20 protein-coding genes, 2 tRNA genes and 3 rRNA genes are annotated in these 26,127 nt (G+C 62.3%); 22 read left to right on the top strand and 3 right to left on the bottom strand.

All coding sequences use genetic code 11. The features are described 5' to 3' along the window. The first annotated feature begins 14 nt into the window (after positions 1 to 14). Together fliQ and fliR are read left to right on the top strand one after the other, a co-directional pair. Positions 15 to 284 carry a flagellar biosynthesis protein FliQ gene (fliQ, locus tag ACAV_RS21240; protein WP_013596634.1) on the top strand — a complete coding sequence of 90 codons (270 nt, stop codon included), beginning with the start codon at positions 15 to 17 and terminating at the stop codon, positions 282 to 284. Positions 285 to 291: 7 nt separating this feature from the next. Beyond that, entirely contained in the window at positions 292 to 1,062 is a 771-nt protein-coding gene (gene fliR, locus ACAV_RS21235) for a flagellar biosynthetic protein FliR (RefSeq protein WP_013596633.1), read from the top strand. A gap of 12 nt (positions 1,063 to 1,074) precedes the next feature. Here the strand turns inward: fliR and ACAV_RS21230 are convergent, their stop codons facing one another. Together ACAV_RS21230 and ACAV_RS21225 are read right to left on the bottom strand one after the other, a co-directional pair. Then, positions 1,075 to 1,704: a response regulator gene (locus tag ACAV_RS21230; protein ID WP_011797393.1), complete on the bottom strand. Its 630-nt coding sequence runs from the start codon at positions 1,702 to 1,704 to the stop codon at positions 1,075 to 1,077. Then, the gene (locus ACAV_RS21225; RefSeq protein WP_013596632.1) at positions 1,701 to 2,804 is read right to left on the bottom strand and encodes a hybrid sensor histidine kinase/response regulator; all 1,104 of its coding nucleotides are present in this window, start codon (positions 2,802 to 2,804) and stop codon (positions 1,701 to 1,703) included. Before ACAV_RS21225 ends, ACAV_RS21230 begins: the two co-directional genes overlap by 4 nt. A 191-nt stretch (positions 2,805 to 2,995) precedes the next feature. On the opposite strand from ACAV_RS21225, the gene ACAV_RS21220 reads away from it, so the two are divergent. From ACAV_RS21220 to ACAV_RS21190, 7 genes are all read left to right on the top strand, one after another. Then, positions 2,996 to 3,442, top strand: a complete 447-nt coding sequence (locus ACAV_RS21220; RefSeq protein ID WP_011797391.1) for a hypothetical protein — start codon at positions 2,996 to 2,998, stop codon at positions 3,440 to 3,442. Between the two features lie 49 nt (positions 3,443 to 3,491). Continuing rightward, positions 3,492 to 3,854 carry a response regulator gene (locus ACAV_RS21215; RefSeq protein ID WP_011797390.1) on the top strand — a complete coding sequence of 121 codons (363 nt, stop codon included), beginning with the start codon at positions 3,492 to 3,494 and terminating at the stop codon, positions 3,852 to 3,854. Positions 3,855 to 3,890: 36 nt separating this feature from the next. Next, a complete protein-coding gene (locus ACAV_RS21210; protein WP_013596631.1) occupies positions 3,891 to 6,074 on the top strand; it encodes a chemotaxis protein CheW in 2,184 nt (727 codons plus the stop codon). A gap of 33 nt (positions 6,075 to 6,107) precedes the next feature. Beyond that, entirely contained in the window at positions 6,108 to 6,608 is a 501-nt protein-coding gene (locus tag ACAV_RS21205; RefSeq protein ID WP_013596630.1) for a chemotaxis protein CheW, read from the top strand. 114 nt (positions 6,609 to 6,722) lie between these two features. Further along, positions 6,723 to 7,607: a CheR family methyltransferase gene (locus ACAV_RS21200; RefSeq protein ID WP_013596629.1), complete on the top strand. Its 885-nt coding sequence runs from the start codon at positions 6,723 to 6,725 to the stop codon at positions 7,605 to 7,607. 26 nt (positions 7,608 to 7,633) lie between these two features. Then, complete coding sequence (cheD, locus tag ACAV_RS21195; RefSeq protein ID WP_013596628.1) at positions 7,634 to 8,395, top strand: chemoreceptor glutamine deamidase CheD; 762 nt, start codon at positions 7,634 to 7,636, stop codon at positions 8,393 to 8,395. A 19-nt stretch (positions 8,396 to 8,414) separates the two neighbouring features. Next, complete coding sequence (locus ACAV_RS21190) at positions 8,415 to 9,515, top strand: protein-glutamate methylesterase/protein-glutamine glutaminase (RefSeq protein ID WP_013596627.1); 1,101 nt, start codon at positions 8,415 to 8,417, stop codon at positions 9,513 to 9,515. A 49-nt stretch (positions 9,516 to 9,564) separates the two neighbouring features. Here the strand turns inward: ACAV_RS21190 and ACAV_RS21185 are convergent, their stop codons facing one another. Further along, on the bottom strand, positions 9,565 to 11,454 hold the full coding sequence (locus ACAV_RS21185; RefSeq protein ID WP_013596626.1) for an ATP-binding cassette domain-containing protein: 1,890 nt from the start codon (positions 11,452 to 11,454) through the stop codon (positions 9,565 to 9,567). Between the two features lie 560 nt (positions 11,455 to 12,014). Here ACAV_RS21185 and ACAV_RS21180 point away from each other — a divergent pair. From ACAV_RS21180 to ACAV_RS21120, 13 genes are all read left to right on the top strand, one after another. Continuing rightward, positions 12,015 to 13,543, top strand: a 16S ribosomal RNA gene (locus ACAV_RS21180). 71 nt (positions 13,544 to 13,614) lie between these two features. After that, positions 13,615 to 13,691, top strand: a tRNA-Ile gene (locus tag ACAV_RS21175). Between the two features lie 31 nt (positions 13,692 to 13,722). Further along, positions 13,723 to 13,798, top strand: a tRNA-Ala gene (locus tag ACAV_RS21170). Positions 13,799 to 14,159: 361 nt separating this feature from the next. Then, positions 14,160 to 17,037, top strand: a 23S ribosomal RNA gene (locus ACAV_RS21165). A 118-nt stretch (positions 17,038 to 17,155) separates the two neighbouring features. Next, positions 17,156 to 17,268: ribosomal RNA gene (gene rrf / locus ACAV_RS21160) — 5S ribosomal RNA — on the top strand. The 16S, 23S and 5S rRNA genes sit together here with 2 tRNA genes alongside, the layout of an rRNA operon. 312 nt (positions 17,269 to 17,580) lie before the next feature. Then, on the top strand, positions 17,581 to 17,994 hold the full coding sequence (locus tag ACAV_RS21155; protein WP_013596625.1) for a MerR family transcriptional regulator: 414 nt from the start codon (positions 17,581 to 17,583) through the stop codon (positions 17,992 to 17,994). Between the two features lie 99 nt (positions 17,995 to 18,093). Continuing rightward, positions 18,094 to 19,281 carry an isovaleryl-CoA dehydrogenase gene (locus ACAV_RS21150; protein WP_013596624.1) on the top strand — a complete coding sequence of 396 codons (1,188 nt, stop codon included), beginning with the start codon at positions 18,094 to 18,096 and terminating at the stop codon, positions 19,279 to 19,281. Positions 19,282 to 19,311: 30 nt separating this feature from the next. Beyond that, on the top strand, positions 19,312 to 19,974 hold the full coding sequence (can, locus tag ACAV_RS21145) for a carbonate dehydratase (protein WP_013596623.1): 663 nt from the start codon (positions 19,312 to 19,314) through the stop codon (positions 19,972 to 19,974). A 39-nt stretch (positions 19,975 to 20,013) separates the two neighbouring features. Beyond that, positions 20,014 to 21,816 (top strand): bifunctional isocitrate dehydrogenase kinase/phosphatase, encoded by a 1,803-nt coding sequence (gene aceK, locus ACAV_RS21140; RefSeq protein ID WP_013596622.1) that lies wholly within the window; start codon positions 20,014 to 20,016, stop codon positions 21,814 to 21,816. A gap of 83 nt (positions 21,817 to 21,899) precedes the next feature. Beyond that, positions 21,900 to 23,084 (top strand): acetyl-CoA C-acyltransferase, encoded by a 1,185-nt coding sequence (locus ACAV_RS21135; protein WP_013596621.1) that lies wholly within the window; start codon positions 21,900 to 21,902, stop codon positions 23,082 to 23,084. Beyond that, positions 23,081 to 23,779, top strand: a complete 699-nt coding sequence (locus ACAV_RS21130; RefSeq protein WP_244875497.1) for an SDR family oxidoreductase — start codon at positions 23,081 to 23,083, stop codon at positions 23,777 to 23,779. The genes ACAV_RS21135 and ACAV_RS21130 overlap by 4 nt, the downstream gene beginning before the upstream one ends. Positions 23,780 to 23,813: 34 nt before the next feature. Continuing rightward, entirely contained in the window at positions 23,814 to 24,914 is a 1,101-nt protein-coding gene (locus ACAV_RS21125; RefSeq protein ID WP_013596619.1) for an acyltransferase family protein, read from the top strand. A gap of 62 nt (positions 24,915 to 24,976) precedes the next feature. After that, the gene (locus tag ACAV_RS21120; protein WP_013596618.1) at positions 24,977 to 26,107 is read left to right on the top strand and encodes an acyl-CoA dehydrogenase family protein; all 1,131 of its coding nucleotides are present in this window, start codon (positions 24,977 to 24,979) and stop codon (positions 26,105 to 26,107) included. Positions 26,108 to 26,127 lie beyond the last annotated feature (20 nt).

Raw genomic sequence — 26,127 nt, 5'->3', positions numbered from 1 at the left:
GAGAAGGAATTCCCATGACCTCCCAAATGGTCCTGACGATGGGGCGCGACGCGCTCACGCTGCTGCTCATGGTGTCCATGCCGGTGCTCGGCGCGGTCATGGTGATCGGGCTGCTCGTCAGCATCTTCCAGGCCGTCACCCAGATCCAGGAGGCCACGCTCGCCTTCGTGCCCAAGCTCATCGCCGCCATGGTCGTGTTCGCGGTCGCGGGGCCCTGGATGATCACCTCCCTCGTGGACTACATCCGGCGCACCATCGAATCCATCCCGTCCGTCGTCACCTGAGCGCGGCGTGATCACCTTCTCCGAGGCGCAGATCATGGCCTGGCTCTCGCCGGTGCTGTGGCCGTTCCTGCGGGTGCTGGCCGTCTTCATGGTCGCGCCGGTGTTCTCGATGCGCAGCATCCCCGTCCGCGCCAAGATCGGCCTGGCCTTCCTGGTGGCCGTGTGCGCGCAGGCCGTGCTGCCCGACCAGCCCGTCATCAGCGTCAACGGCCGCGGAGCGCTCGGCGCGGTCGCCCAGCAGGTGGCGGTCGGCATGTCGGTCGGCTTCGCGGTGCGGCTGGTCTTCTCCGCGGTCGAGCTGGCGGGCGAGGTCGTCGGCCTGCAGATGGGGCTCAACTTCGCGTCCTTCTTCGATCCCTCCACCAGCGGACAGGTCAGTGCGGTGGGCCGCTTCTTCGGCCACATGGCCATGCTGCTCTTCGTGGTCATCAATGGCCATCTCATGGTGCTCATGGCCGTGGTGAAAAGCTTCGACAGCTTTCCCGTGGATGGCAATTTCCTGCAGTCGATCGGCCAGATGCGCCTGCACGATCTCGGCGCCTCGCTGTTCTCCAGCGCGCTCTGGATCGCCCTGCCCATGATCGCGCTGCTGACATTCGTCAACCTGGCCCTGGGCGTCATCTCGCGGGTGGCGCCGCAGATGAACATCTACGCTGTGGGGTTTCCGGTGACCCTGACCGTCGGGCTGCTGGGCATCGCCGCCACGCTGCCCATGCTCGAGCAGCCGGTGCTCACCCTCATGCAGCAATCCATCGACCTCTTCGCATCGCAGCGGTGAACGGCCGGCCGTTCACACCAGCTGGTTGCGGATGGCGTACACCGTCAGTTCGGCGTTGTTGCTGAGCTTGAGCTTTTCCAGCACACGAGACCGGTACACGCTCACGGTCTTCGGGCTCAGCATGAGCTCTTCCGCGATATCCGAAAGGCGCTTGCCGGACGCGATCTTCACCAGCGTCTGTAGCTCGCGTTCGGACAGGGCCTCGTGGGGCAGCTCGGGCGCGGGCTGCGCCAGGCTGTCCGCGAGCATCTGCGCCACCTCCGGCGTCAGGTACTTGCGGCCCTTCATCACGGTGCGGACGGCCTCGATCAGTTCCATGGGATCGCCCGCCTTGTTGGCATAGCCCTGCGCCCCGGCCCGCAGGCAGCGCAGGGCGTACTGGTCCTCGGGGTACATCGACACCACGAGCACCTTGATGGCCGAGTCCGTTTCCTTCAGGCTGCTCAGAACCTCCAGCCCGCTGCGGCCCGGCATGTTCAGGTCCAGCAGCAGCACGTCGCAGGGCGCCTTGCGCAGGATCTCGCGCAGTTCCGAATAGCCGCCGGCCTCCCCGGTCACCTGGATGTCCGGCGCCTCGGTGAGCGTGTCACGGATGCCGCGCCGCAGCACGGCATGGTCGTCGCACAGCACGACATGGATCATGGCATTTCTCCCGGGTCTGCTACGTCCTGGCCGACCTGCGGCTCCAGCGGGATCGACACGATGACCGAGGTGCCGCGCCCGGGCTGGCTGCTGATGTCCAGCCACCCTCCGACCGTTCTCGCCCGTTCCTGCAGGCCCTTGAGCCCGAAGGACTTCGGCTTGTTCCGCGTGGCGGGCTCCATGCCGCAGCCATCGTCCGTCACCTCCAGCGTCAGCACGCGCTCGCTGTCCGAGAGATCGATGGTGACATGCCGGGCCTGGGCGTACTTCGACACATTGGTCAACGCCTCCTGCGCCGTGCGGTAGGCCACCAGCTGCACGTCGCCGGGCACCTCGATCGTATCCCGGCTGGAATGCAGCCGGGTGCGAATGCTGGTGCGGCGCTCGAAGCTCTCGGCCAGCCACTGCACCGCGGCCACCAGCCCCTGGTCGAGGATGGGCGGGCGCAGGTTCATCATGATGCGCTGGCTCGCCTCGATGGCATGCTGCAGCATCTCGGTGGCGCTGCCGGCATGGTCCCGCACGGCCTCTTCCGTGGAATGCCGGGCGATCCACCCCACGTCGAATCGCACTGCCGTCAGGGAGCCGCCGATGTCGTCGTGGATTTCGCGGGCGATCGCTGCACGCTCCCGCTCGATGGAAATCTGCAGGTGCTCGGTCAGTTCCGCCAGCCGCCTTTCCGACGCCGCGAGGTCGCGCACTGCCTGCTCCCGCGCCCTGCGCGCTTCATGCACTTCGATGGCGCGGCCGATCACGTGAGGCAGCCGGGCCATGTCGTCCTTCAGGAGGTAGTCCGCCATCCCCAGGCGCATCGCATCCACGGCTGCGGCCTCGCCGATGGCGCCGGACAGCAGCACGAAGGGCGGGGCGTCGCCGCGTTCGCTCACCCAGCGCCACGCGTCCAGCGCCGTGAAACCGGGAAGACGGTAGTCGGCGAGGACCAGATCGAATCGCTCCGCATCCAGCCAGGCCATGAACGACTCCATCGTGTCGGCGTGGCGTATTTCATACATCCCGTTGGCGCGGCGCAACGTAATACATGCCAAAGCATGGTCCGCAGGGGAATCTTCGAGATGCAGGATGCGCAGGGGTTTAACCATTACTCCTGAGACCATATGAACGCTATCATAGGATACATATTGGAACAAACGGCGCACCATGGCGTGCCGTTCGTGCCCTGCAGGAGCGCTTCGCCGACCGGGCGGTGCGTCGTTGCCGGTGGTGTGGCCACCAGCGTGTTTGCCGGAATGGATTTAGCGTGCCTTGAGCCGCCTGCTGCCATGGAGAAACCATGCAATCTACGCTAACAGGCCCCGATGAGCCAGGAGTCCAGCTCCCCGTCATGGTGGCTGCGGAACTTCAGGATTCCCTGCTCGTCGTCATGCGCGACCTGCACCGCCTCGAAGGCTTGCTCAGCCATGCTACCGACAATCTGCTTGCCCGCTTCGGCGAAGCCAACCAGGCCCTGTCGGACGAGTTGATCAAGGGCTCCCCGGAGCTGCTCGCGCTGCGCACTGCCTTGAGGAGTGCCGTCACCGAACTGCAATTCCAGGACATGGCTTCGCAGCTGATCTGGCACACCACCAAGGTGCTCCAGGGCTGCGCGTTCAGGCTTGCCTCCGAAGCCATGGGCTCCGAAGAGGGCGAGGAGGCCGCACCGTTCGCCGAGATGGCGCCAGACCGCCCCAATCCGGTCACCCAAAGCGAGATGGACGCCGGTTCCATTGATCTCTTCTGACCTTGCCCCGTCTGGTTACCTTATATATTCAAGTGAGTTGGAGCCTTAAATGCAATCGATCCTCGCCGTTGATGATTCGCCCTCCATGCGCAAGATGGTGTCCTTCACTTTGACGGGTGCCGGCTACCACGTGGTGGAGGCCGTTGACGGCCAGGATGCCTTGGAAAAGGCGGAAACCCATGACATCCAGCTGGTCCTCGCCGACCAGAACATGCCCCGCCTGGATGGCATCGGCCTCACGCGCAAGCTGCGCGAGCATCCGCGCTTCAAGACCATCCCCATCCTGATCCTCACCACCGAGTCCAGCGACCAGATGAAGCAGGCCGGCCGCAATGCCGGCGCCACGGGCTGGCTCGTGAAACCCTTCGATCCCAACCGCCTGATCGAGGTCATCCAGAAAGTGATCCGCTGAGCCTCGGCGTCATACACAAGCACAAGGGAGCCATTCATGGCCGAAAACTACCAAGAAGGCGCCGGCGGCGATTTCGACCTCAGCCAGTTCTATCAGATCTTTTTCGAGGAAGCTGGAGAGAACCTGGACCAGATGGAGCACATGCTGCTGGATCTGGACCTGAGCGCGGCCAACGACGAAGAGCTCAACGGCATATTCCGCTGCGCGCACTCCATCAAGGGGGGCGCCGCGACGTTCGGCTTCTCCGACGTCGCCGAACTCACCCACCAGATGGAGTCCCTGCTGGACCGCCTGCGCAGGCACGAACTCCAGCCCATCCCGCAGATGGTGGACGTGCTGCTCGAGTCCGCTGACGCCTCCCGCAGCCTGCTGGCCCGCCATCAGGCGGGCGGCCAGGGCGAGGCCGTGTCCACGGGCGACCTGGTGCGCCGCATCAGCGAACTCGCCGCGGGCGTCGTGCCTGCTGCGGGCCCCGCCACGCCGCCACCCCCGGCTCCTGCGCCCGCCCCGGCTCCCGTGCAGGCCGCGCCGGCCCCGGCCCCCGTGCCTGCTCCCTCGTCGATGCCCGCACCCTCCGGCCCCGGCGTGGCCCGTTCGCTGGAAATCCGCATCGGCCCTGTCGAGCGCAACGAACAGGCGGACGCCATCAAGGACCTGTTCCGCGACATCGTCGGCCTGGGCACCATCCGCGACCTGCCCTCCGACCAGCCAGGCGTGCGCGTGTTCGGCGTGGAAACCACCTCCACGGACGACGACCTGCTCGATCTGTTCGCATTCCATGTCTCGAAGGAGCAGGTGCGCATCACTGCCGCCGGTGCGGCCGAGCCCGAGCCAGCCGAGGAGGCCCCCGGCGTGGCGTCCGCCCCGTCCGCCCCCGGCGGCGCGCTGGAGGTTTCCTACGGGTTCTTCCCGGGAGCCCCCGGCATGCCCGGCGAGCGTCCGGATGCCGTTGCCGCAGGCGCCTCCGCCGGCGGTGCTGCCGATGGCTCGGCATCGAGGCCGGCAGCCGCCGGCGGACGCGCCGCGGAGACCAAGGCCGTCAGCCAGGCGCAGATGGAATCCACCACCATCCGGGTGGCCGTGAACAAGGTGGACCAACTGATCAACCTGGTGGGTGAACTCGTCATCACCCAGGCCATGCTGGCGCAGAACAGCCGGGGCCTCGATGGCGCGGTGTACCAGCAGCTGCTCGCGGGCCTGGCAGACCTCGACCGCAACACCCGGGATCTGCAGGAATCGGTGATGTCCATCCGCATGATTCCGATGTCCATCGTGTTCAGCCGTTTCCCGCGCATGCTGCGCGATCTGGCCAACAAGCTGGGCAAGAAGGTCGATCTCGTCACCCTGGGCGAAGCGACCGAGCTCGACAAGAGCCTCGTCGAGAAGATCACCGACCCGCTGACCCACCTGGTGCGCAACAGTTGCGACCACGGCATCGAAATGCCGGCGGACCGCCTCGCTGCCGGCAAGTCCGAGCACGGCACCATCACGCTGTCCGCTTCGCACCAGGGCGGCTCCATCGTCATCGAAGTGCGTGACGATGGCCGCGGCCTGTCGCGCGAGAAGATCCTGCGCAAGGCACGCGAGCGCGGGCTGGACGTTTCCGACCAGATGAGCGATGCGGACGTCTGGGGACTCATCTTCGCCCCCGGCTTCTCCACCGCCGACGAGGTCACCGACGTGTCCGGCCGCGGCGTGGGCATGGACGTGGTCAAGAAGAACATCGCCGCGCTCAACGGTTCCGTCGAGATCGATTCCGCCGAAGGCTACGGCATGCGCGTCTCGGTGCGGCTGCCGCTCACCCTGGCCATCATGGACGGCATGTCGGTCGGCGTCGGCGAAGAGGTCTACATCCTGCCGCTGTCGTCCGTCGTGGAGTCCTTCCAGGTCAATCCCGACGACGTCAACACGGTGGCCCAGGGCTCGCAACTGGTCAAGGTGCGCGACGAGTACATGCCCGTCATCGCCCTGGAGAAAACCTTCCAGGTGCCACGCATCGACCAGAGCAAGTCCAGCAACATCATGGTGGTCGTCGAAGCGGACGGCAGCCGCGTTGCATTGCTGGTGGACGAGCTGCTGGGGCAGCACCAGGTCGTGGTGAAGAACCTGGAGACCAATTACCGGAAGGTGCCCAACGTGTCGGGCGCCACCATTCTGGGCGACGGCACTGTGGCACTGATCCTCGACACCGGGGCCCTGGTCCGCCGTGTCCGCCATTGATACGCCGCTGGGCAGACTGAAGGAGAGCCACTCATGGCGACTGTGATGGAAAAAACGAACGAAGCGGCTGGCGCTTCCGTGGGAGGCGCCCGCGAATACCTGACGTTCCGCCTCGACCAGGAGGAGTACGGCATCGACATCCTCAAAGTCCAGGAAATCCGGGGCTACGAGCCGCCGACCCGCATCGCGAACGCGCCCGAATTCATCAAGGGCGTCACGAACCTGCGCGGCACCATCGTGCCCATCGTGGACATGCGGCTCAAGTTCGACTGCTCCAAGGCCGAATACAACAGTTTCACGGTGGTCATCATCCTGAACCTGCGCAACCGGGTCGTGGGGATCGTGGTCGACTCCGTGAGCGACGTCATGGAGCTCACGTCCGACCAGATCCGGCTGGCCCCGGAAATCGAAAGCTCCATCGACAGCAACTGCATCGTGGGCCTCGGTTCCGTGGGCGAGCGCATGCTCATCCTTCTCGACATCGAGAAGCTCATGTCCAACCCGGACATGGGCCTCATATCCACGCACGATTGATCTGCCGGGAGGGGCGAGGCAGACAGGCCCTTCCCAAGCCAACGCGGAACAAGAGCGGCGTTTCGCCGGTGCACCGGCCGGTTGCCAGAGATGCGGAACTGAAACGAATCCAACATGCGCCAGACCTCTTCTTCTTCCGTCCCTCCGCGCGACACGGAGTCCAGCGCCGCCCCGTCCTCGGGTCCCCTGGCCCAGGGGCGGGAGTTCGTCTGGACCAATGCGGATTTCTCCCGCGTGCAGGCACTCATCTACCAGCGCGCAGGCATCAGCCTGCACGACGGCAAGCACGCCATGGTCTATAGCCGCCTGTCCCGGCGGCTGAGGGAAACGGGGCACACCAGTTTCCACGAATACCTGAGCTGGCTGGAGAACCACGACGGGCCGGAATGGCAGGAGTTCGTCAATGCACTGACGACCAACCTCACCGCATTCTTCCGGGAGCAGCACCACTTCGAGATCCTTTCGGGACTGCTGCGCAGCCGCCCCTCCGGGCCCTGGAGCGTCTGGTGCAATGCCGCATCCACGGGGGAAGAGCCTTACTCGATCGTGATGACCGCGATCGAATCGCTGGGGGCCAATGCACCCTTCAAGCTCACGGCGAGCGATATCGATTCCCGCGTCCTTGCCACCGCATCCGAGGGCGTTTACCGGCTGGACAGCGTGAAGGGCCTGAGCCCCGAGCGGCTCCAGAAGTTCTTTCTGCGGGGCAAGGGCCCGAACGCCGGCCTGGCGCGGGTCAAGCCCGAGCTGCGGCGCGCCATCGAATTCATGAGCGTCAACCTGATCCGCGACGACTGGCCGTTCCGCGAGCCCTTCGACGTGGTCTTCTGCCGCAATGTGATGATCTATTTCGATGCACCCACGCAGCGCAGAGTACTGGAGAAGATCCACCGTGTGCTGAAGCCGGGAGGCATGCTGTTCGTCGGGCACGCGGAAAACTTCAGCGAATCCCGTGATCTGTTCAATTTGCGCGGCAAGACCGTCTATGAGCGCCGATAAAGGCCGCATTCCGCAAGAAGCCCTCCATGACCCCAAACCGCCCTGGCTCCCTTCCCGCGTCTGGTGCTTCGTCCCCTCCCTCGTCACTCGACGGGGCTGACCGCCGCCGGGCTCCCCGCATCGCGCCCCTGAGCGCCGATATCTATTCGGCCGCGGCTGCGCCCGCCAAGCAATCGACGCTGCAGGAACTGAAGGCCCGCTCCCGCCGTCCGGGCGAGGCCTCCTTCTTCTTCTTCGACCACCACTTCCAGCACAACGCCGTCAAGGTGCTGCCCGGGGAGTATTTCGTGTCGGACGAAAACCTCGTGATCATGACGGTGCTCGGGTCCTGCATCGCCGCCTGCCTCTGGGACAGCCGCAGCCGCGTCGGCGGGATGAACCATTTCATGCTGCCCGACGGCGACTCCAACGACGTGTCGGGCCGCTATGGGTCCTATGCCATGGAATTGCTCATCAACGAGATGCTGAAACTGGGCGCGCGCAGGGAAACCATGCAGGCCAAGGTCTTCGGCGGCGGGCAGGTCATGCACAATTTCACCACCATGAACGTGGGAGAGCGAAACACCACCTTCGTGATGAATTACCTGCAGACGGAGCGAATTCCCATCGTTTCCGAGGACGTGCTCGATATCTACCCGCGGAAAGTGGTATTTTTCCCCGTGACGGGCAAGGCCATGGTCAAGCGGCTGGCCCATGCCCATCCGGAGGCCCTGGTCGCGCAGGACGTCAAGGGCAATGCGGCCACCGTGGCCAAGGCCACGGCCGGCGGGTCGGTGGACCTTTTTTGATTGAGAAGGACAAGAGGGAATGAGCAGGAAGATCCGGGTGATCGTGGTGGATGATTCCGCGCTGGTGCGCAGTCTGCTGTCGGAAATCATCAATCGGCAGCACGACATGGAGTGCATCGGGACGGCCAACGATCCGCTCATCGCCCGGGAGATGATCCGCGAGATGAATCCCGACGTGATCACGCTGGATGTGGAAATGCCGCGCATGGACGGCATCGACTTCCTGGGCCGGCTGATGCGCTTGCGCCCCATGCCCGTCGTGATGATCTCCACCCTCACGGAGCGCGGTGCGGAAGTCACCATGAAAGCCCTGGAGCTGGGGGCCGTCGATTTCGTGGCCAAGCCGCGCGTGGGACTTTCCAGCGGCCTCAACGAACTGGCGGCGCAGATCGTGGACAAGATCCGCGTGGCCGCGGTTGCCCAGGTACGCCGGGCCCCTGCGCCGCGCCCTGCCGAGAAGGCCGCCCAGCCCGGTGCAGCAGCGCCCATTGCGCCGGCCGCCACGCTGCTCGGGCGTCTTTCCACCGAAAAGCTCATCTGCATCGGCGCATCCACGGGCGGGACGGAAGCCATCCGCGAAGTGCTCGTGCAGATGCCGGCCGACTCCCCCGCCATCGTGATCACGCAGCACATGCCACCCGGGTTCACGACGAGTTTCGCCGCCCGCCTCAACGGCCTGTGCCAGATCACCGTCAAGGAGGCGGTGAACGGCGAACGCATCCTGCCCGGCCACGCCTACATTGCACCGGGGGGCAAGCAGTTCCATGTCGCCCGCAGCGGCGCCAACTACGTGGCCGTGGTGGACGATGGTCCTCCGGTGAACCGCCACAAGCCGTCGGTGGAGGTCCTCTTCAAGTCCGCGGCCGCCGTGGTCGGCAAGAATGCGTTCGGCGTCATGCTCACCGGCATGGGCAATGACGGTGCTGCCGCCATGCGCGAAATGAAGGACGCCGGCAGCTACAACTACGTGCAGGACGAGGCCAGCTGCATCGTCTTCGGCATGCCCCGGGAGGCCATCGCGCACGGAGCCGCCGACGAGGTCTTGCCCCTCACCCAGATCGCGCCAGCGCTGATTACCCGCCTGCGCGGGGCGACGGACCGCCTCCACCACCGCATCTGAGGCATGGCTGCGGCAGCAGCAGTAGGTATCCGGCCGCTGCTGCCTGCCTTCACTGCTCGGACAGTTCCGTCCAGCGCTCGAGGGCTGCCATGAGCTCGTCCTCGATCTCTCCTTCCCGCGTGTGAAGCGCCGCGGCCTGCGCGCCGTCGCGGACATACAGGCTGCCATCCGCCAGTTCTGCACGGATGGCGTTCTGCTCCGCCTCGAGGGCCGCAATGCGCTCCGGAAGCAGTTCCAGCTCCCGCTGTTCCTTGTAGCTGAGCTTCTTTTTCACCGGTGCTGTGCGCTTTGGGGATGGGGCGGACGCTTCCTTGTCCACCGTTTCCTGCGCCGCTGGGCGCGCCGGGGCGCCGGCCAGGGCCCGGCTGCGCCGGGACTGCACCAGCCAATCCTGAACGCCTCCTTCGTATTCGCGCCATCGCGCATCGCCCTCATAGGCAATGGTGCTGGTGACGACGTTGTCGAGGAACATCCGGTCGTGGCTGACCAGGAACACCGTACCGTCATAGGACTGGAGCAGTTCCTCCAGCAGATCCAGCGTATCGATGTCCAGGTCATTGGTGGGCTCGTCCAGCACGAGGACATTGGCCGGGCGTGCGAAAAGACGTGCCAGCAGCAGGCGGTTGCGTTCCCCGCCGGACAGCGACCTCACGGGAGACTGCGCCCGTGCAGGCGAGAAGAGGAAGTCCGACAGGTAGCTCTTGACGTGCTTGCGCTGCTTCCCGATCTCGATCCACTCGCTGCCCGGGCTGATGAAATCTTCCAGGGTCGCGTCGAGATCCAGCGCGTGGCGCATCTGGTCGAAATAGGCGACCTCCAGGTGGGCGCCCCGGCGGATGGTGCCGCTGTCCGGTGCCAACTCGCCCAGGATCAGCTTCAGCAAGGTCGTCTTGCCGGCGCCGTTCGGGCCGACCAGCCCGACCTTGTCGCCGCGGAGGATCGTGGCGGAAAAGTCCTGCACGATGGCTTTGTCCCCGAACGCCTTGGCCACGTGCGCCAGCTCGGCCACGATCTTTCCCTGGTAGCCAGACGCGGATCCGGACGCGATGTCCATCCTGACGCTTCCCAGCGCGTCCCGGCGCGCCGCGCGGCTCGTCCGCAGGGCTTCCAGCCGGCTGATGCGGCTCTGGCTCCGGGTGCGGCGGGCTTCCACTCCTTTGCGTATCCATATCTCTTCCTGGGCCAGCAGCTTGTCGGCCTTGGCGGCGATCACCGCCTCCTGCGCCAGCTGCTCGGTCTTCTGCTGCACGTATTGTCCGAAGTTGCCCGGGAAAGACAGCAGGCGACCCCGGTCGAGTTCGACGATCCGGGTGGAAATGCGGTCCAGGAACGCGCGGTCGTGCGTGATCGTGACCACGCTGCCTGGAAATGCCAGCAGCAACTCTTCCAGCCATTCGATGGAATCCACGTCGAGGTGGTTGGTCGGCTCGTCGAGGAGCAATACGTCGGGCCGGGTGACGAGCGCCTGCGCGAGGGCGACCCGCTTTTTCAGGCCGCCGGACAGGTCTCCCACGCGGGCTCGCGGATCCAGGTGCAGCCGCTGCATCGTTTCCTCCACCCTGCGCTCCCAATTCCAGCCCTCCACGGCCTCGATCTCGGTCTGCAGCGTATCCAGGTCGGCCCCGGTGGCGCTTTCATAGCGTTGCCGCAGCGCGACCACGTGCGCCAGCCCTGCGGCCGTGGACTCGAACACCGTATGCCCCGCGTCCAGCAGCGGTTCCTGCGCCACATAGGCGATCCGCAGGCCCTGTTGGACATGCATCGCCCCATCGTCCGTGTGCGCCAGCCCCCCGAGAATCTTGAGCAGGGATGACTTGCCTGCACCGTTGCGGCCGATCAGCCCCACGCGCTCGCCCGCCTCCAGGGAAAAGTCGGCATGGTCCAGCAGGGCGGTATGCCCGAAGGCCAGTTGTGCGTCTAGGAGGGAGATGAGAGCCATAGATATAGATAGTGGAAGGCGAACCCAGGGGACATCGTGCACCTTTGGTAGGGCGGGTTGCAAAAAATGCCTGCACGACGCGAAATTGTTGCTATACTAGCGGGCTTCGCTACTGAGATTGCTGCGGTTCCTGAGGGGATTGCGATGAGGGTAGGTGGTGAAGGTGGCAGAAGAGAAAAGTTTTGCTGAGAGTTGCGCTGGTGCTAAAAACTGGTGTAGAATTCAAGGCTTCGCTGATCTGAGGTGCTGCAAGAGATTGCGGCGGTTAAAGTTGGCGGGTGGTTAGAAGTCGAAAGACAAATAACCACAAAGTTTGACAGGACTTTAAAAACTCTGTTAGAATTCAAGGCTTCGCTGATTGCAGCGAGTTGAGAAGAAAAGAGAAATCTGATCTTCTGGTTCATTAAAAATATACAGCCGATAAGCGTGGGCGTTTGATGGCGAGTGCCAAGTTCTTCGGAACTAGTGCTTAGCACTACAAACGCTCATGAGAATAGAAGTGAAGTTCACTTCAATTCCGTTTTTATGAGTGAAGTCGAAAGACTTTAAATTTCAAGATCGAACTGTAGAGTTTGATCCTGGCTCAGATTGAACGCTGGCGGCATGCCTTACACATGCAAGTCGAACGGTAACAGGTCTTCGGATGCTGACGAGTGGCGAACGGGTGAGTAATACATCGGAACGTGCCCGATCGTGGGGGATAACGAGGCGAAAGCTTTGCTAATACCGCATAAGATCTATGGATGAAAGCAGGGGACCGCAAGGCCTTGCGCGAACGGAGCGGCCGATGGCAGATTAGGTAGTTGGTGGGGTAAAGGCTTACCAAGCCTACGATCTGTAGCTGGTCTGAGAGGACGACCAGCCACACTGGGACTGAGACACGGCCCAGACTCCTACGGGAGGCAGCAGTGGGGAATTTTGGACAATGGGCGCAAGCCTGATCCAGCCATGCCGCGTGCAGGATGAAGGCCTTCGGGTTGTAAACTGCTTTTGTACGGAACGAAAAGCCTTCTTCTAATAAAGGGAGGTCATGACGGTACCGTAAGAATAAGCACCGGCTAACTACGTGCCAGCAGCCGCGGTAATACGTAGGGTGCAAGCGTTAATCGGAATTACTGGGCGTAAAGCGTGCGCAGGCGGTGATGTAAGACAGATGTGAAATCCCCGGGCTCAACCTGGGAACTGCATTTGTGACTGCATCGCTGGAGTACGGCAGAGGGGGATGGAATTCCGCGTGTAGCAGTGAAATGCGTAGATATGCGGAGGAACACCGATGGCGAAGGCAATCCCCTGGGCCTGTACTGACGCTCATGCACGAAAGCGTGGGGAGCAAACAGGATTAGATACCCTGGTAGTCCACGCCCTAAACGATGTCAACTGGTTGTTGGGTCTTCACTGACTCAGTAACGAAGCTAACGCGTGAAGTTGACCGCCTGGGGAGTACGGCCGCAAGGTTGAAACTCAAAGGAATTGACGGGGACCCGCACAAGCGGTGGATGATGTGGTTTAATTCGATGCAACGCGAAAAACCTTACCCACCTTTGACATGTACGGAATCCTTTAGAGATAGAGGAGTGCTCGAAAGAGAACCGTAACACAGGTGCTGCATGGCTGTCGTCAGCTCGTGTCGTGAGATGTTGGGTTAAGTCCCGCAACGAGCGCAACCCTTGCCATTAGTTGCTACGAAAGGGCACTCTAATGGGACTGCCGGTGACAAACCGGAGGAAGGTGGGGATGACGTCAAGTCCTCATGGCCCTTATAGGTGGGGCTACACACGTCATACAATGGCTGGTACAGAGGGTTGCCAACCCGCGAGGGGGAGCTAATCCCATAAAGCCAGTCGTAGTCCGGATCGCAGTCTGCAACTCGACTGCGTGAAGTCGGAATCGCTAGTAATCGCGGATCAGAATGTCGCGGTGAATACGTTCCCGGGTCTTGTACACACCGCCCGTCACACCATGGGAGCGGGTTCTGCCAGAAGTAGGTAGCCTAACCGTAAGGAGGGCGCTTACCACGGCAGGGTTCGTGACTGGGGTGAAGTCGTAACAAGGTAGCCGTATCGGAAGGTGCGGCTGGATCACCTCCTTTCTGGAAAACAGCATTCAATATTGAACGCCCACACTTATCGGTTGTTGGAAGAAGTCGGTGCTAACCGACATGGGTCTGTAGCTCAGCTGGTTAGAGCACCGTCTTGATAAGGCGGGGGTCGTTGGTTCGAGCCCAACTAGACCCACCAAATCTTCCGAACATAAGATGCGAGGATCAGTGGGGGATTAGCTCAGCTGGGAGAGCACCTGCTTTGCAAGCAGGGGGTCGTCGGTTCGATCCCGTCATCCTCCACCAACCAATATGTCCTGTGGTAGGGCAAAGAAACTAACACCAAAGCGGCTTCGCAAGAGGCCTCTTTGTTGTTGGTCCGGTATAGACCGGGTCAATCGGCTGTTCTTTAAAAATTCATAGAGTCGAATCAGCGTTGCCGGCGGAAAGCAGGAAACTGCACCGTGCCGTCGGCAACAAAAATTTGATTGCGTCAAAACGAATATTCAATTGAGCGAAAGCTGATTGAAGTTCAGTAATGACGAATTGTTCTCTAGGTAGCAATACCGAAGAAGAATTCACATTACGGCATAACGCGCGAGGTGAAAGACCTCGCAAGTCCTTGAAAGAAAGCGGAGATGTCTCGCAAGAGATGTCAAAGTTATAGGGTCAAGTGACTAAGAGCATGTGGTGGATGCCTTGGCGATGATAGGCGACGAAAGACGTGATAGCCTGCGATAAGCTTCGGGGAGCTGGCAAATAAGCTTTGATCCGGAGATTTCTGAATGGGGAAACCCACCTCGCAAGAGGTATCGCATGATGAATACATAGTCATGCGAGGCGAACCGGGTGAACTGAAACATCTCAGTAGCTCGAGGAAAAGACATCAACCGAGATTCCGAAAGTAGTGGCGAGCGAAATCGGAGGAGCCTTCTAGTGATAGCACGACTGTTAACAAAACGGAATGGAAAGTCCGGCCATAGTAGGTGATAGCCCTGTATGTGAAAACAGACGTGTGGTACTGAGCTAGAGAAAAGTAGGGCGGGGCACGAGAAACCCTGTCTGAATATGGGGGGACCATCCTCCAAGGCTAAATACTCATCATCGACCGATAGTGAACAAGTACCGTGAGGGAAAGGCGAAAAGAACCCCGGGAGGGGAGTGAAATAGATCCTGAAACCGCATGCTTACAAAAAGTAGGAGCCCGCAAGGGTGACTGCGTACCTTTTGTATAATGGGTCAGCGACTTACATTCAGTGGCAAGGTTAACCGAATAGGGAAGCCGTAGAGAAATCGAGTCCGAATAGGGCGTCCAGTCGCTGGGTGTAGACCCGAAACCAAGTGATCTATCCATGGCCAGGATGAAGGTGCCGTAACAGGTACTGGAGGTCCGAACCGACTAGTGTTGCAAAACTAGCGGATGAGCTGTGGATAGGGGTGAAAGGCTAAACAAACTTGGAAATAGCTGGTTCTCTCCGAAAACTATTTAGGTAGTGCCTCAAGTATTACCTTCGGGGGTAGAGCACTGTTTTGGCTAGGGGGTCATGGCGACTTACCAAACCAAGGCAAACTCCGAATACCGAAGAGTAGAGCTTGGGAGACAGAGCACCGGGTGCTAACGTCCGGACTCAAGAGGGAAACAACCCAGACCGCCAGCTAAGGTCCCTAAAATTGGCTAAGTGGGAAACGAAGTGGGAAGGCTAAAACAGTCAGGATGTTGGCTTAGAAGCAGCCATCATTTAAAGAAAGCGTAATAGCTCACTGATCGAGTCGTCCTGCGCGGAAGATGTAACGGGGCTAAGCCAGTTACCGAAGCTGCGGATGCACAGTTTACTGTGCGTGGTAGGAGAGCGTTCTGTAAGCCTGTGAAGGTGTCTGGTAACGGATGCTGGAGGTATCAGAAGTGCGAATGCTGACATGAGTAGCGTTAAAGGGGGTGAAAAGCCCCCTCGCCGTAAGCGCAAGGTTTTCTACGCAACGTTCATCGGCGTAGAGTGAGTCGGCCCCTAAGGCGAGGCAGAGATGCGTAGTTGATGGGAAACAGGTCAATATTCCTGTACCGATGTGTAGTGCGATGTGGGGACGGAGAAGGTTAGCTCAGCCAACTGTTGGATATGTTGGTTCAAGCCTGTAGTCGTGCCTGGTAGGCAAATCCGCCGGGCTTAGATGAGGGGTGATAACGAGTCTGCTTGCAGACGAAGTGAGTGATACCCTGCTTCCAGGAAAAGCCACTAAGCTTCAGCTACACACGACCGTACCGCAAACCGACACTGGTGCGCGAGATGAGTATTCTAAGGCGCTTGAGAGAACTCAGGAGAAGGAACTCGGCAAATTGATACCGTAACTTCGGGAGAAGGTATGCCGCAAGTAGGTGAACTTGTACAAAGGGAGCCCAAAGCGGTTGCAAAAAATCGGTGGCTGCGACTGTTTAATAAAAACACAGCACTCTGCAAACACGAAAGTGGACGTATAGGGTGTGACGCCTGCCCGGTGCTGGAAGATTAAATGATGGGGTGCAAGCTCTTGATTGAAGTCCCAGTAAACGGCGGCCGTAACTATAACGGTCCTAAGGTAGCGAAATTCCTTGTCGGGTAAGTTCCGACCTGCACGAATGGCGTAACGATGGCCACACTGTCTCCTCCTGAGACTCAGCGAAGTTGAAATGTTTGTGATGATGCAATCTCCCCGCGGAAAGACGGAAAGACCCCATGAACCTTTACTGTAGCTTTGTATTGGACTTTGAACGGATCTGTGTAGGATAGGTGGGAGGCTTTGAAGTGAGGACGCTAGTTCTCATGGAGCCAACGTTGAAATACCACCCTGGTGCGTTTGAGGTTCTAACCTAGGTCCCTTATCGGGATCGGGGACAGTGCATGGTAGGCAGTTTGACTGGGGCGGTCTCCTCCCAAAGCGTAACGGAGGAGTTCGAAGGTACGCTAGGTACGGTCGGACATCGTGCTAATAGTGCAATGGCATAAGCGTGCTTAACTGCGAGACTGACAAGTCGAGCAGATGCGAAAGCAGGACATAGTGATCCGGTGGTTCTGTATGGAAGGGCCATCGCTCAACGGATAAAAGGTACTCTGGGGATAACAGGCTGATACCGCCCAAGAGTTCATATCGACGGCGGTGTTTGGCACCTCGATGTCGGCTCATCTCATCCTGGGGCTGTAGCCGGTCCCAAGGGTATGGCTGTTCGCCATTTAAAGAGGTACGTGAGCTGGGTTTAAAACGTCGTGAGACAGTTTGGTCCCTATCTTCCGTGGGCGCTGCAGATTTGAGGAAGCCTGCTCCTAGTACGAGAGGACCGGAGTGGACACACCTCTGGTGTATCGGTTGTCACGCCAGTGGCATTGCCGAGTAGCTAAGTGTGGAAGAGATAACCGCTGAAAGCATCTAAGCGGGAAACTCGTTTCAAGATGAGATCTGCCGGGGCCTTGAGCCCCCTGAAGAGTCGTTCAAGACCAGGACGTTGATAGGCTGGGTGTGGAAGGCGTGCAAGCGCTTAAGCTAACCAGTACTAATTGCTCGTGCGGCTTGACCCTATAACTTTGACAACACCGTCAAGGTTGTTATGCCAAGTGACGCAATCAAACACACAAGCTGATTTGCTCTATGAATTCGCCGTCCAGCCCCACAAAGGCTCGATAGCAACCCTTTATGCCTGATGACCATAGCAAGTTGGTCCCACTCCTTCCCATCCCGAACAGGACAGTGAAACGACTTTGCGCCGATGATAGTGCGGGTTCCCGTGTGAAAGTAGGTCATCGTCAGGCTCCTACAGCCCAAGCCGCCCTCAGATCCTCATCGGTCTGAGGGCGTTTTGCTTTTTTGCTTTCAAGCCGCTGCGTTTCACGCGCATGGCAGCCGCTGCACGTCGCAATGACGTGGACCCCGTTTTCGGACGGCCAAGCAGTTTTCCTTTTTTTGATTCCATGGTGGTTTTTGTGCCGGCCTGGCGCGTGTGCGTCCGGGGGGAGCGGCACATCCGCAACAGGCTTTGGTTGGGGCTACGGTACGATTGACGTGTGCGTCAACCTGAGGCGATGCGTGCACCTTGCTGTCTCCACATCCTGTTGTCCCTGTTCATGGCCGTCACTTACACCATCAGCGATCTCGCCAAAGAGTTCGACCTCACGACGCGTGCGATGCGCTTCTATGAAGACATGGGGCTGCTCCAGCCCGAACGTTCCGGGCCGGGAGGCCGCACGCGCATCTACTCTGCCAGGGACCGCACGCGACTGCGATTGACGCTGCGTGCGAAACGGCTGGGCCTCTCGCTGGCGGAAGCCAAATCCATCATCGACCTGTATGACAGCCCCAGGGATACCGGCGTGCAGTTGAGGAAGTTCCTGGATGTGTTGGCAAGCCATCGACAGCAATTGGAAGAACAGATGGCTGATCTGCAGGCCAACCTCGATGAGATCCGGGAACACGAAAGGGAGGCGCGATCGCTGCTCTCCAAGGTGGAGAAATCCAGCAAGGGCCGGAATGCTCCATAATTGACGTTTACGTAAACGTCATTGCGCCTGCTGTGCTGCAGGCTTTGGCCGCAGGCACGCCGAAGGCAGCCTTTGCCACCCCTTCAAGGAGACAACCCTATGAGCATTTCCTCGTTGCCCGGACTGAACTTTCAATTGGGTGAAGACATCGATGCGCTGCGCGATGCCGTGCGGGAGTTCGCACAGGCCGAGATTGCGCCCCGCGCCGGAGAGATCGATCGGGACGATCAGTTTCCGATGGATCTCTGGCGCAAGATGGGCGAGCTGGGAGTGTTGGGCATCACGGTCTCCGAAGCCTATGGCGGTGCGCAGATGGGCTACCTCGCCCACATGGTGGCGATGGAGGAGATTTCCCGCGCCAGCGCGTCGGTGGGGCTCTCCTACGGTGCCCACAGCAATCTGTGCGTGAACCAGATCCACCGCAACGGCTCCGAGGAGCAAAAGCGCAAGTACCTGCCGAAGCTGGTGTCCGGCGAGCATGTCGGCGCCTTGGCCATGAGCGAGCCCGGCGCGGGTTCGGATGTGATCAGCATGAAGCTCAGGGCCGAAGACAAGGGCGGCTACTACCTGCTCAACGGCAGCAAGATGTGGATCACGAACGGCCCGGACGCCGATACGCTGGTGGTCTATGCCAAGACCGAGCCGGAACTGGGGGCGCGCGGCGTCACTGCCTTCCTGATCGAGAAAGGCATGAAGGGCTTCAGCATTGCGCAGAAGCTCGACAAGCTGGGCATGCGGGGCAGCCACACCGGGGAGCTGGTGTTCGAAAACGTGGAGGTGCCAGTCTCCCAGGTGCTTGGCCAGGTGAACGGCGGAGCGAAGGTGCTCATGAGCGGGCTGGACTACGAGCGCGCAGTACTCACTGGTGGCCCCCTGGGCATCATGCAGTCCGTGATGGACAACGTGGTGCCCTACATCCATGACCGCAGGCAGTTCGGCCAGAGCATCGGCGAGTTCCAGCTCATCCAGGGCAAGGTGGCGGACATGTACACGGTGCTCCAGGCGGGGCGCTCCTTCGCCTACACCGTGGCCAAGAACCTGGACATGCTCGGCACGGAGCACGTTAGGCAGGTGCGCAAGGACTGTGCCTCGGTCATCCTGTGGTGCGCGGAGAAGGCGACATGGATGGCCGGCGAGGGCATCCAGATCTTCGGTGGCAACGGATACATCAACGAGTACCCGCTCGGCCGCCTCTGGCGGGATGCGAAACTCTACGAGATCGGCGCCGGCACCAGCGAGATCCGCCGCATGCTGATCGGCCGGGAACTGTTTGCCGAGACCGCCTGACTTTTGTACAACGCTCCAGAAAGAAGCCTGATGACCGCTCCCAGCATCGATGAACTGTTCGTCCACAACCGCGCGTGGGCCGCACGGATGGAACGGGAGCGCCCTGGCTTTTTCACGGAGCTGATGGCGCAGCAGAAGCCCCGGTACATGTGGGTGGGCTGCTCGGACAGCCGGGTGCCGGCCAACCAGATCACGGGGCTGGAGCCGGGCGAGGTGTTCGTGCACCGGAACGTCGCGAACGTGGTCGTGCCCACGGACCTGAACTGCCTCTCGACCATCCAGTACGCGGTGGACCAGTTGCTGGTGGAGCACCTGATGGTCGTGGGCCACTATGGCTGCGGCGGTGTGCGTGCGGCGCTGGAAGGCGTTCGCGTGGGGCTGGCCGACAACTGGATACGCCACGTGAAGGATGTCCGGGACCGCCACAAGGAACTGATCGCCGCCACGCCGGCGGACCTGCAGCTCGACGTGCTGTGCGAGCTCAATGCCATCGAGCAGGTGGTGAACGTGGCGCAGACGACGGTGATGGCCGATGCCTGGGGCCGGGGGCAGAAGGTGACGCTGCACGGCTGGTGCTACGGCCTCAAGGACGGGCTGATCAACAACCTCCACATGACGGTGTCGGGTATCCAGGGACTGGATTCCGTGTACAAGGCAGCGATCCAGGGCGTGGCCAACCGCCTGCGGGGCTAGGACACCATCTTCCGCAACGTGTCGATGGAGCAACCAGCCATGTTCCCACGGCGTCTCGATTCTCCGGCCGCATACGGCATCGCGCAGGCGATGATGGACGGCTTCAATCGCCATTACCGGCTGTTCCGTGCCGAGTCGGCGCGCGCGAAGCACCGCTTCGAAACGTCCGACTGGTCGAGCCAGCAACGCGCGCAGCGCGAGCGCATCGAGTTCTACGACCTGCGCGTGAAGGAGTGCGTGCGCAGGCTCGAGAAGGAGTTTTCAGCAGGGGCTCAGCCGATGGACGTGTGGTACCAGGTGAAGCTGCATTACATCGGCCTGCTGGTGGGGCACCGGCAACCCGAGCTGGCCGAGACGTTCTTCAATTCGGTCACGACCAAGATCCTGCACCGAACGCACTTCCACAACGACTTCATTTTCGTGCGACCAGCCATCAGCACGGAGTATCTCGAGAACGACGAGCCCGGGGCGCGGCCGACCTACCGGGCCTACTACCCTTCGCCGGACACGCTGCAGGAGACGCTGGTGCGCGTCGTGGACAACTTCCAGCTGCAGGGCGAGTTCGAGGACCTTGCGCGCGACGCGGCGCGCGTGGCGGACGTGATGCGTCCCCGGCTCGGGCCGGCGAAATGGCGCGCCAATTTCCAGATCCAGGTGCTGTCCAGCCTGTTCTACCGCAACAAGGGCGCGTACGTGGTGGGCAAGGTGATCAACGGGTTCCAGGAAATCGCTTTCGCGCTGCCCATCCTGCATGGGGCCGATGGCCGCTACGTGATCGACGCGGCGCTGTTCGGCGAGGACGACCTGCAGATGCTGTTCAGCTTCGCCCGGGCCTATTTCATGGTGGACATGGAGATACCGAGCGCGTATGTGCAGTTCCTGCGCAGCCTGATGCCCCGCAAGCCGCGGGCGGAGCTCTACAACGCCCTGGGGCTGGCCAAGCAGGGCAAGACGCTCTTCTACCGGGACTTCCTGCACCACCTGCGCTATTCGAGCGATCGTTTCCGCATCGCGCCTGGTATCAAGGGCATGGTGATGCTGGTGTTCGACCTGCCGTCGTTCCCGTTCGTTTTCAAGGTCATCAAGGACTACTACCCGCCGCAGAAGGACACCACGCGGGAGCAGATCAAGGGCAAGTACCTGCTGGTGAAGCAGCATGACCGGGTGGGCCGCATGGCGGACACGCTGGAATACAGCGAGGTGGCTTTTCCGCGCGAGCGTTTCGAGGACGATCTGATCGCCGAGATCGAGAAGTTCGCGCCCAGCCAGCTGGAGATCAGCGACCGCGACGGCGACGGGAATGTCGAGGTGATCCTCAAGCATGTGTACATCGAGCGGCGCATGATTCCCCTGAACATCTATCTGCAGGAGGCGTTCGATGCCGGGCCGCACGACGTGCGCGCGCGGCAGCAGATGGAGCGCAGCGTGGTCGAGTACGGCAACGCGATCAAGGACTTGGTGGCTGCCAACATCTTTCCCGGCGACATGCTCTGGAAGAACTTCGGCGTCACCCGCAACGGCAAGGTCGTTTTCTACGACTACGACGAGATCGAATACCTCACCGATTGCCATTTCCGGAAGGTGCCGGCCCCGCGCAATGAAGAGGACGAGTTTTCGGGAGAGGTCTGGTGGGCCGTGGGGCCGCGCGACGTGTTTCCCGAAACCTTCGGCCCTTTCCTGCTGGGCAACGATGCCGTGCGGGAGGTGTTCATGCGCCACCACGCGGACCTGCTCGATCCGGTCTTCTGGCAGTCGCACAAGGAGCGCATACAGGCCGGGCACATGTACGACGTATTTCCCTATGACCCCGAGCGGCGCTTCGGCGCCGGCTCGCCGGCCTGACCCATGCCGCGCGGCGCGGCCGGGCCTGCCCGCTGCGCTGTTCTTCCCTGACCCGGACCCACACATTTCACAGGAGACTCCGAATGCAGCAAGATCCCATCGTCATCATCGGCGCCGCACGCACGCCCATGGGGGCTTTCCAGGGCGATTTCTCGGGCCTGGCCGCCCATGACCTGGGGGGCGTGGCGATCCGTGCGGCCGTGGAGCGCGCGGGCATCGCACCGGAGAGCGTCGGCGAAGTGCTGTTCGGCAATTGCCTGATGGCGGGGCAGGGGCAGGCGCCTGCCCGCCAAGCCGGGTTCAAGGGCGGGCTGCCCAAGAGCGCCGGAGCCGTCACGCTGAGCAAGATGTGCGGCTCGGGCATGAAGGCCGCGATGTTCGCGCACGACATGCTCCTCGCAGGAGCGCACGAAGTGATCGTGGCCGGCGGGATGGAGAGCATGACGAATGCGCCCTATCTGCTGCAGAAGGGCCGCGGCGGCTATCGGTTGGGCCACGACCGCATCTTCGACCACATGATGCTCGACGGGCTGGAGGATGCCTACGAGCCTGGGCGCTCCATGGGAACGTTTGGCGAGGACTGCGCGGCGAAGTACGGATTCACCCGCGAACAGCAGGATGCATTTGCCGTGGCGAGCGTGCAGCGCGCGAAGGCCGCGACGGAATCCGGCGCGTTTGCGGCCGAGATTGCGCCGGTGACGGTGAAGACGCGTGCCGGCGAGACGGTGGTGTCGGTGGACGAGGGGCCGGGCAAGGTGCGGCTGGACAAGATTCCGGCGCTCAAGCCGGCGTTCAAGAAGGACGGGACCATCACTGCGGCATCGAGCTCGAGCATCAACGACGGCGCCGCGGCGCTGGTGATGGTGCGCGAGTCCACGGCCCGCCGTCTCGGCGCCGTTCCGATCGCGCGCATTGCGGGCCATGCCATGCATGCGCAGGAGCCCAATTGGTTCACCACCGCGCCCGTGGGCGCCACGCAAAAGGCGCTGGCCAAGGCAGGCTGGAGCGTGCAGGACGTGGACCTCTGGGAGGTGAACGAAGCCTTTGCGGTAGTGCCCATGGCACTCATGAAGGAGCTGGACGTAGCGCACGACATCGTGAACGTGAACGGCGGAGCCTGTGCGCTGGGGCATCCGATCGGCGCGAGCGGGGCGCGCATCATCGTGACCCTGATCCATTCGCTGAAGGCGCGCGGCAAGCGGCGCGGGCTGGCGACGCTGTGCATCGGCGGTGGCGAAGGCACGGCCATGGCGATCGAACTGGTGTGAGCGCTTCCGTGTCGGAGGATCGCTCCCGCCATCCGGTGCTGGTGATCGGGGCGTCGCGAGGCATCGGCCTGGAGTTCGTGCGCCAGTACCGCGAGGCAGGACGGCGCGTGATCGCGACGGTGCGCGATGAGGCCGGACGCGCACGCGTGGGTGCGCTGGGCGCCGAGGTGCTGACGGTGGATGTCGCCCGGCCGGCCAGCGTGAGCGGCCTGGCCTGGCAGCTCGATGGCGAGAAGATCGGCCTTGCGCTGTATGTGGCCGGCGTGATCCGCCGACCTGGAGTACTCACGCCGCCGACGCAGGAGGATTTCGATGCGGTAATGCATACCAACGTGCTCGGCGCGATGCAGGCGCTGCCACAGGTGGCGCCCCTGGTGGCGGAAGCCCGTGGCGTGTTCGCGTTCCTCTCGTCCTCGATGTCGCTGATCGGCAGTGTGCCCAACAGCGGGTCGTGGCTGTACCGCACGAGCAAGGCCGCGCTGAACATGGCCGTGGCGGCCGCGCAGCACGACTATCCCCAGGCGACGCTCGTCACGCTGGACCCGGGCTGGGTGCGTACGGACATGGGTGGGGCGGGCGGCCTGCTGGAGGTGGCGGAGAGTGTCGAGCGCATGCGCGCCGTGCTGGGGAGCGTCACCCCGGGTGACCGGGGGCGGTTGCTGCACCACGATGGAAGAAGGGCGATGCAATGGTGAGTGCCAGCCCTGGCGGAGTGGCGGAGGTTGCTGCGTGAGCGCGCCGGTGTCCCATGGGGACAATCGCTTCAATCTGCTCCGGCTGGCGGCTGCCGTCGCGGTGCTGTTGTCGCATGGCGAGTTCCTCTACCGGTTGACGCTGCCGGTTCCGTTTCCTGGCCACACACTGGGCTCGCTGGCGGTCTATTGCTTTTTCTTCGTCAGCGGCTACCTGGTCTTCCAAAGCTGGGAACGGGAACCTGCGCTGGGTGTTTTCTGGGTGAAGCGCGTGGCGCGCATCTTTCCTGGATTGGTGGTTGCGAGCGCGTTTTCCGTATGCGTGGTGGGTTGGGCCATGACGCGATTGCCGGCCACGGAATATTGGACGCACCCCGGGACGTGGCTCAATTTCTTCAACAATGCGGCAGGCATCGCGACGGTGCAGGTGCTGCCTGGCGTGTTCGAATCCAATCCTTTTGCCCGGGCGGTGAACGGCTCGCTGTGGTCGATCCGCTATGAGCTGCTGATGTACGTGTTGCTGTCGGCGGCCGGCGTGGCAGGAGGGCTGCGGCGGCGCTGGATCTTCCCGGTGGCGGCGCTGGGGATGGCGGCATGGTGGTTTCTGGCCCGCCGCATGGGCACCGGTGTTGCAGTGCCTGCCTGGCTGTCCGAGTTGTTCGGCGCGTCCGAGGTTTCCGCGCTCGGCGTGCTGTTCCTGCTGGGCTGCTCCTTTGCGGCGTACCGCGTGCGCACCCATGCGTGGATGTGGATCGCAGCCGCCTGCGGTGCATGGATTGCGTCCGTCGCCACCGGAGCGGGGAAGGTGCAGGTCGGGGTCTGGGCGATGGTGGCGGCCGGCACTTTCTGGCTGGCCCACGCTGGGGTGCGCCGCTGGCGATGGAACGGTTTCCCGCGCGAGGATTTCTCCTATGGCGTCTATATCTACGCCTTCCCGATCCAGCAGGCGATCACGGAAATATGCCTGCGCCAAGGGTGGAGTTTGCCTGTCTGCCTCGCGCTTTCCCTGGCGCTGACTTTCGCCATGGCCGCTTTTTCGTGGCACTGCTTGGAAAAGCCCTGCATATGGCAAGGACGTCGTTTGGTGAACTGGTTGCGCGGCGCCCGGCGGCCGGACATCCACCGTCCGGCGCAATGACGATGGAATGCTGCATCCGGCCGGCACCGTCTTTTTTCTTCTAACGATATGGAGACAAGCACATGCTGTTGACGCAGGACCAGGAGATGATCCGCGACGCGGTGCGCGATTTCGCGCAGACGGAGTTGTGGCCGCATGCGGCCCGCTGGGACAAGGAGCACCTGTTTCCCCGCGATGCGCACCGGGGCCTTGCGGCCCTGGGGGCATATGGCATCTGCGTGCCGGAGGAGCACGGCGGCGCCGGGCTGGATTATCTGTCGCTGGCGCTGGTACTGGAGGAGATCGCGGCAGGTGACGGCGGCACGAGCACGGCGATCAGCGTGACCAACTGCCCGGTCAATGCGATCCTGATGCGCTACGGCAGCGAGGCGCAGAAGCGCCGGTGGCTCGAGCCCCTGGCACGCGGCGAGATGCTGGGGGCGTTCTGCCTGACGGAGCCCCATGTCGGCTCGGATGCCTCGGCGCTGCGTACCACGGCGGTGCGGCATGGGGACGAATACGCCATCGACGGCGTGAAGCAGTTCATCACGAGCGGCAGGAACGGGCAGGTGGCGATCGTGATCGCGGTGACCGACCGCGCGGCCGGCAAGCGTGGCATGAGCGCGTTCATCGTGCCCACCGATACCCCCGGCTACGTCGTGGCACGGCTGGAGGACAAGCTGGGCCAGCACAGCAGCGATACGGCGCAGATCCTGTTCGAGGGATGCCGCATTCCGGTGGAGAACCGGATCGGCGCCGAGGGCGAGGGCTACAAGATCGCGCTGGGCGCCCTGGAAGGGGGGCGCATCGGCATTGCAGCGCAAAGCGTGGGCATGGCGCGCAGCGCCTTCGATGTGGCCGTGCAGTATGCGAAGGAGCGCGAGAGTTTCGGCCAGCCGATCTTCCAGCACCAGGCCGTGGGATTCCGGCTGGCCGATTGCGCCACGCAGCTCGAAGCCGCTCGCCAGCTGATCTGGCACGCGGCGGCCCTGCGGGATGCGGGGCGCCCCTGCCTGAAGGAGGCCGCCATGGCCAAGCTGTTCGCGAGCGAGATGGCCGAGCGTGTGTGCAGCGCAGCCATCCAGACGCTGGGCGGCTACGGGGTGGTGAATGACTTTCCCGTGGAGCGCATCTATCGCGATGTGCGGGTGTGCCAGATCTACGAGGGCACCAGCGACGTGCAGAAAATCCTCATCACCCGCGCGCTGGCCTGAGCGCGGATTGCGGGGGCTGC

The sequence above is a fragment of the Paracidovorax avenae ATCC 19860 genome (genome assembly GCF_000176855.2).
GTDB lineage: Bacteria > Pseudomonadota > Gammaproteobacteria > Burkholderiales > Burkholderiaceae_C > Paracidovorax > Paracidovorax avenae.
This window is presented reverse-complemented; position numbering and strand designations above follow the sequence as displayed.

What these genes read in the sequence shown, in the direction of transcription:
- aceK (WP_013596622.1), top strand. Translation starts at nt 20,014, where the DNA reads ATGTTCCCACGGCGTCTCGATTCTCCGGCCGCATACGGCATCGCGCAG.
- ACAV_RS21150 (WP_013596624.1), top strand. Translation starts at nt 18,094, where the DNA reads ATGAGCATTTCCTCGTTGCCCGGACTGAACTTTCAATTGGGTGAAGAC.
- ACAV_RS21185 (WP_013596626.1), bottom strand. Translation starts at nt 11,454, where the DNA reads ATGGCTCTCATCTCCCTCCTAGACGCACAACTGGCCTTCGGGCATACC.
- ACAV_RS21230 (WP_011797393.1), bottom strand. Translation starts at nt 1,704, where the DNA reads ATGATCCATGTCGTGCTGTGCGACGACCATGCCGTGCTGCGGCGCGGC.
- ACAV_RS21155 (WP_013596625.1), top strand. Translation starts at nt 17,581, where the DNA reads ATGGCCGTCACTTACACCATCAGCGATCTCGCCAAAGAGTTCGACCTC.
- fliQ (WP_013596634.1), top strand. Translation starts at nt 15, where the DNA reads ATGACCTCCCAAATGGTCCTGACGATGGGGCGCGACGCGCTCACGCTG.
- ACAV_RS21220 (WP_011797391.1), top strand. Translation starts at nt 2,996, where the DNA reads ATGCAATCTACGCTAACAGGCCCCGATGAGCCAGGAGTCCAGCTCCCC.
- ACAV_RS21190 (WP_013596627.1), top strand. Translation starts at nt 8,415, where the DNA reads ATGAGCAGGAAGATCCGGGTGATCGTGGTGGATGATTCCGCGCTGGTG.
- ACAV_RS21215 (WP_011797390.1), top strand. Translation starts at nt 3,492, where the DNA reads ATGCAATCGATCCTCGCCGTTGATGATTCGCCCTCCATGCGCAAGATG.
- ACAV_RS21210 (WP_013596631.1), top strand. Translation starts at nt 3,891, where the DNA reads ATGGCCGAAAACTACCAAGAAGGCGCCGGCGGCGATTTCGACCTCAGC.
- can (WP_013596623.1), top strand. Translation starts at nt 19,312, where the DNA reads ATGACCGCTCCCAGCATCGATGAACTGTTCGTCCACAACCGCGCGTGG.
- ACAV_RS21120 (WP_013596618.1), top strand. Translation starts at nt 24,977, where the DNA reads ATGCTGTTGACGCAGGACCAGGAGATGATCCGCGACGCGGTGCGCGAT.
- ACAV_RS21135 (WP_013596621.1), top strand. Translation starts at nt 21,900, where the DNA reads ATGCAGCAAGATCCCATCGTCATCATCGGCGCCGCACGCACGCCCATG.
- ACAV_RS21200 (WP_013596629.1), top strand. Translation starts at nt 6,723, where the DNA reads ATGCGCCAGACCTCTTCTTCTTCCGTCCCTCCGCGCGACACGGAGTCC.
- cheD (WP_013596628.1), top strand. Translation starts at nt 7,634, where the DNA reads ATGACCCCAAACCGCCCTGGCTCCCTTCCCGCGTCTGGTGCTTCGTCC.
- ACAV_RS21225 (WP_013596632.1), bottom strand. Translation starts at nt 2,804, where the DNA reads ATGGTTAAACCCCTGCGCATCCTGCATCTCGAAGATTCCCCTGCGGAC.
- ACAV_RS21205 (WP_013596630.1), top strand. Translation starts at nt 6,108, where the DNA reads ATGGCGACTGTGATGGAAAAAACGAACGAAGCGGCTGGCGCTTCCGTG.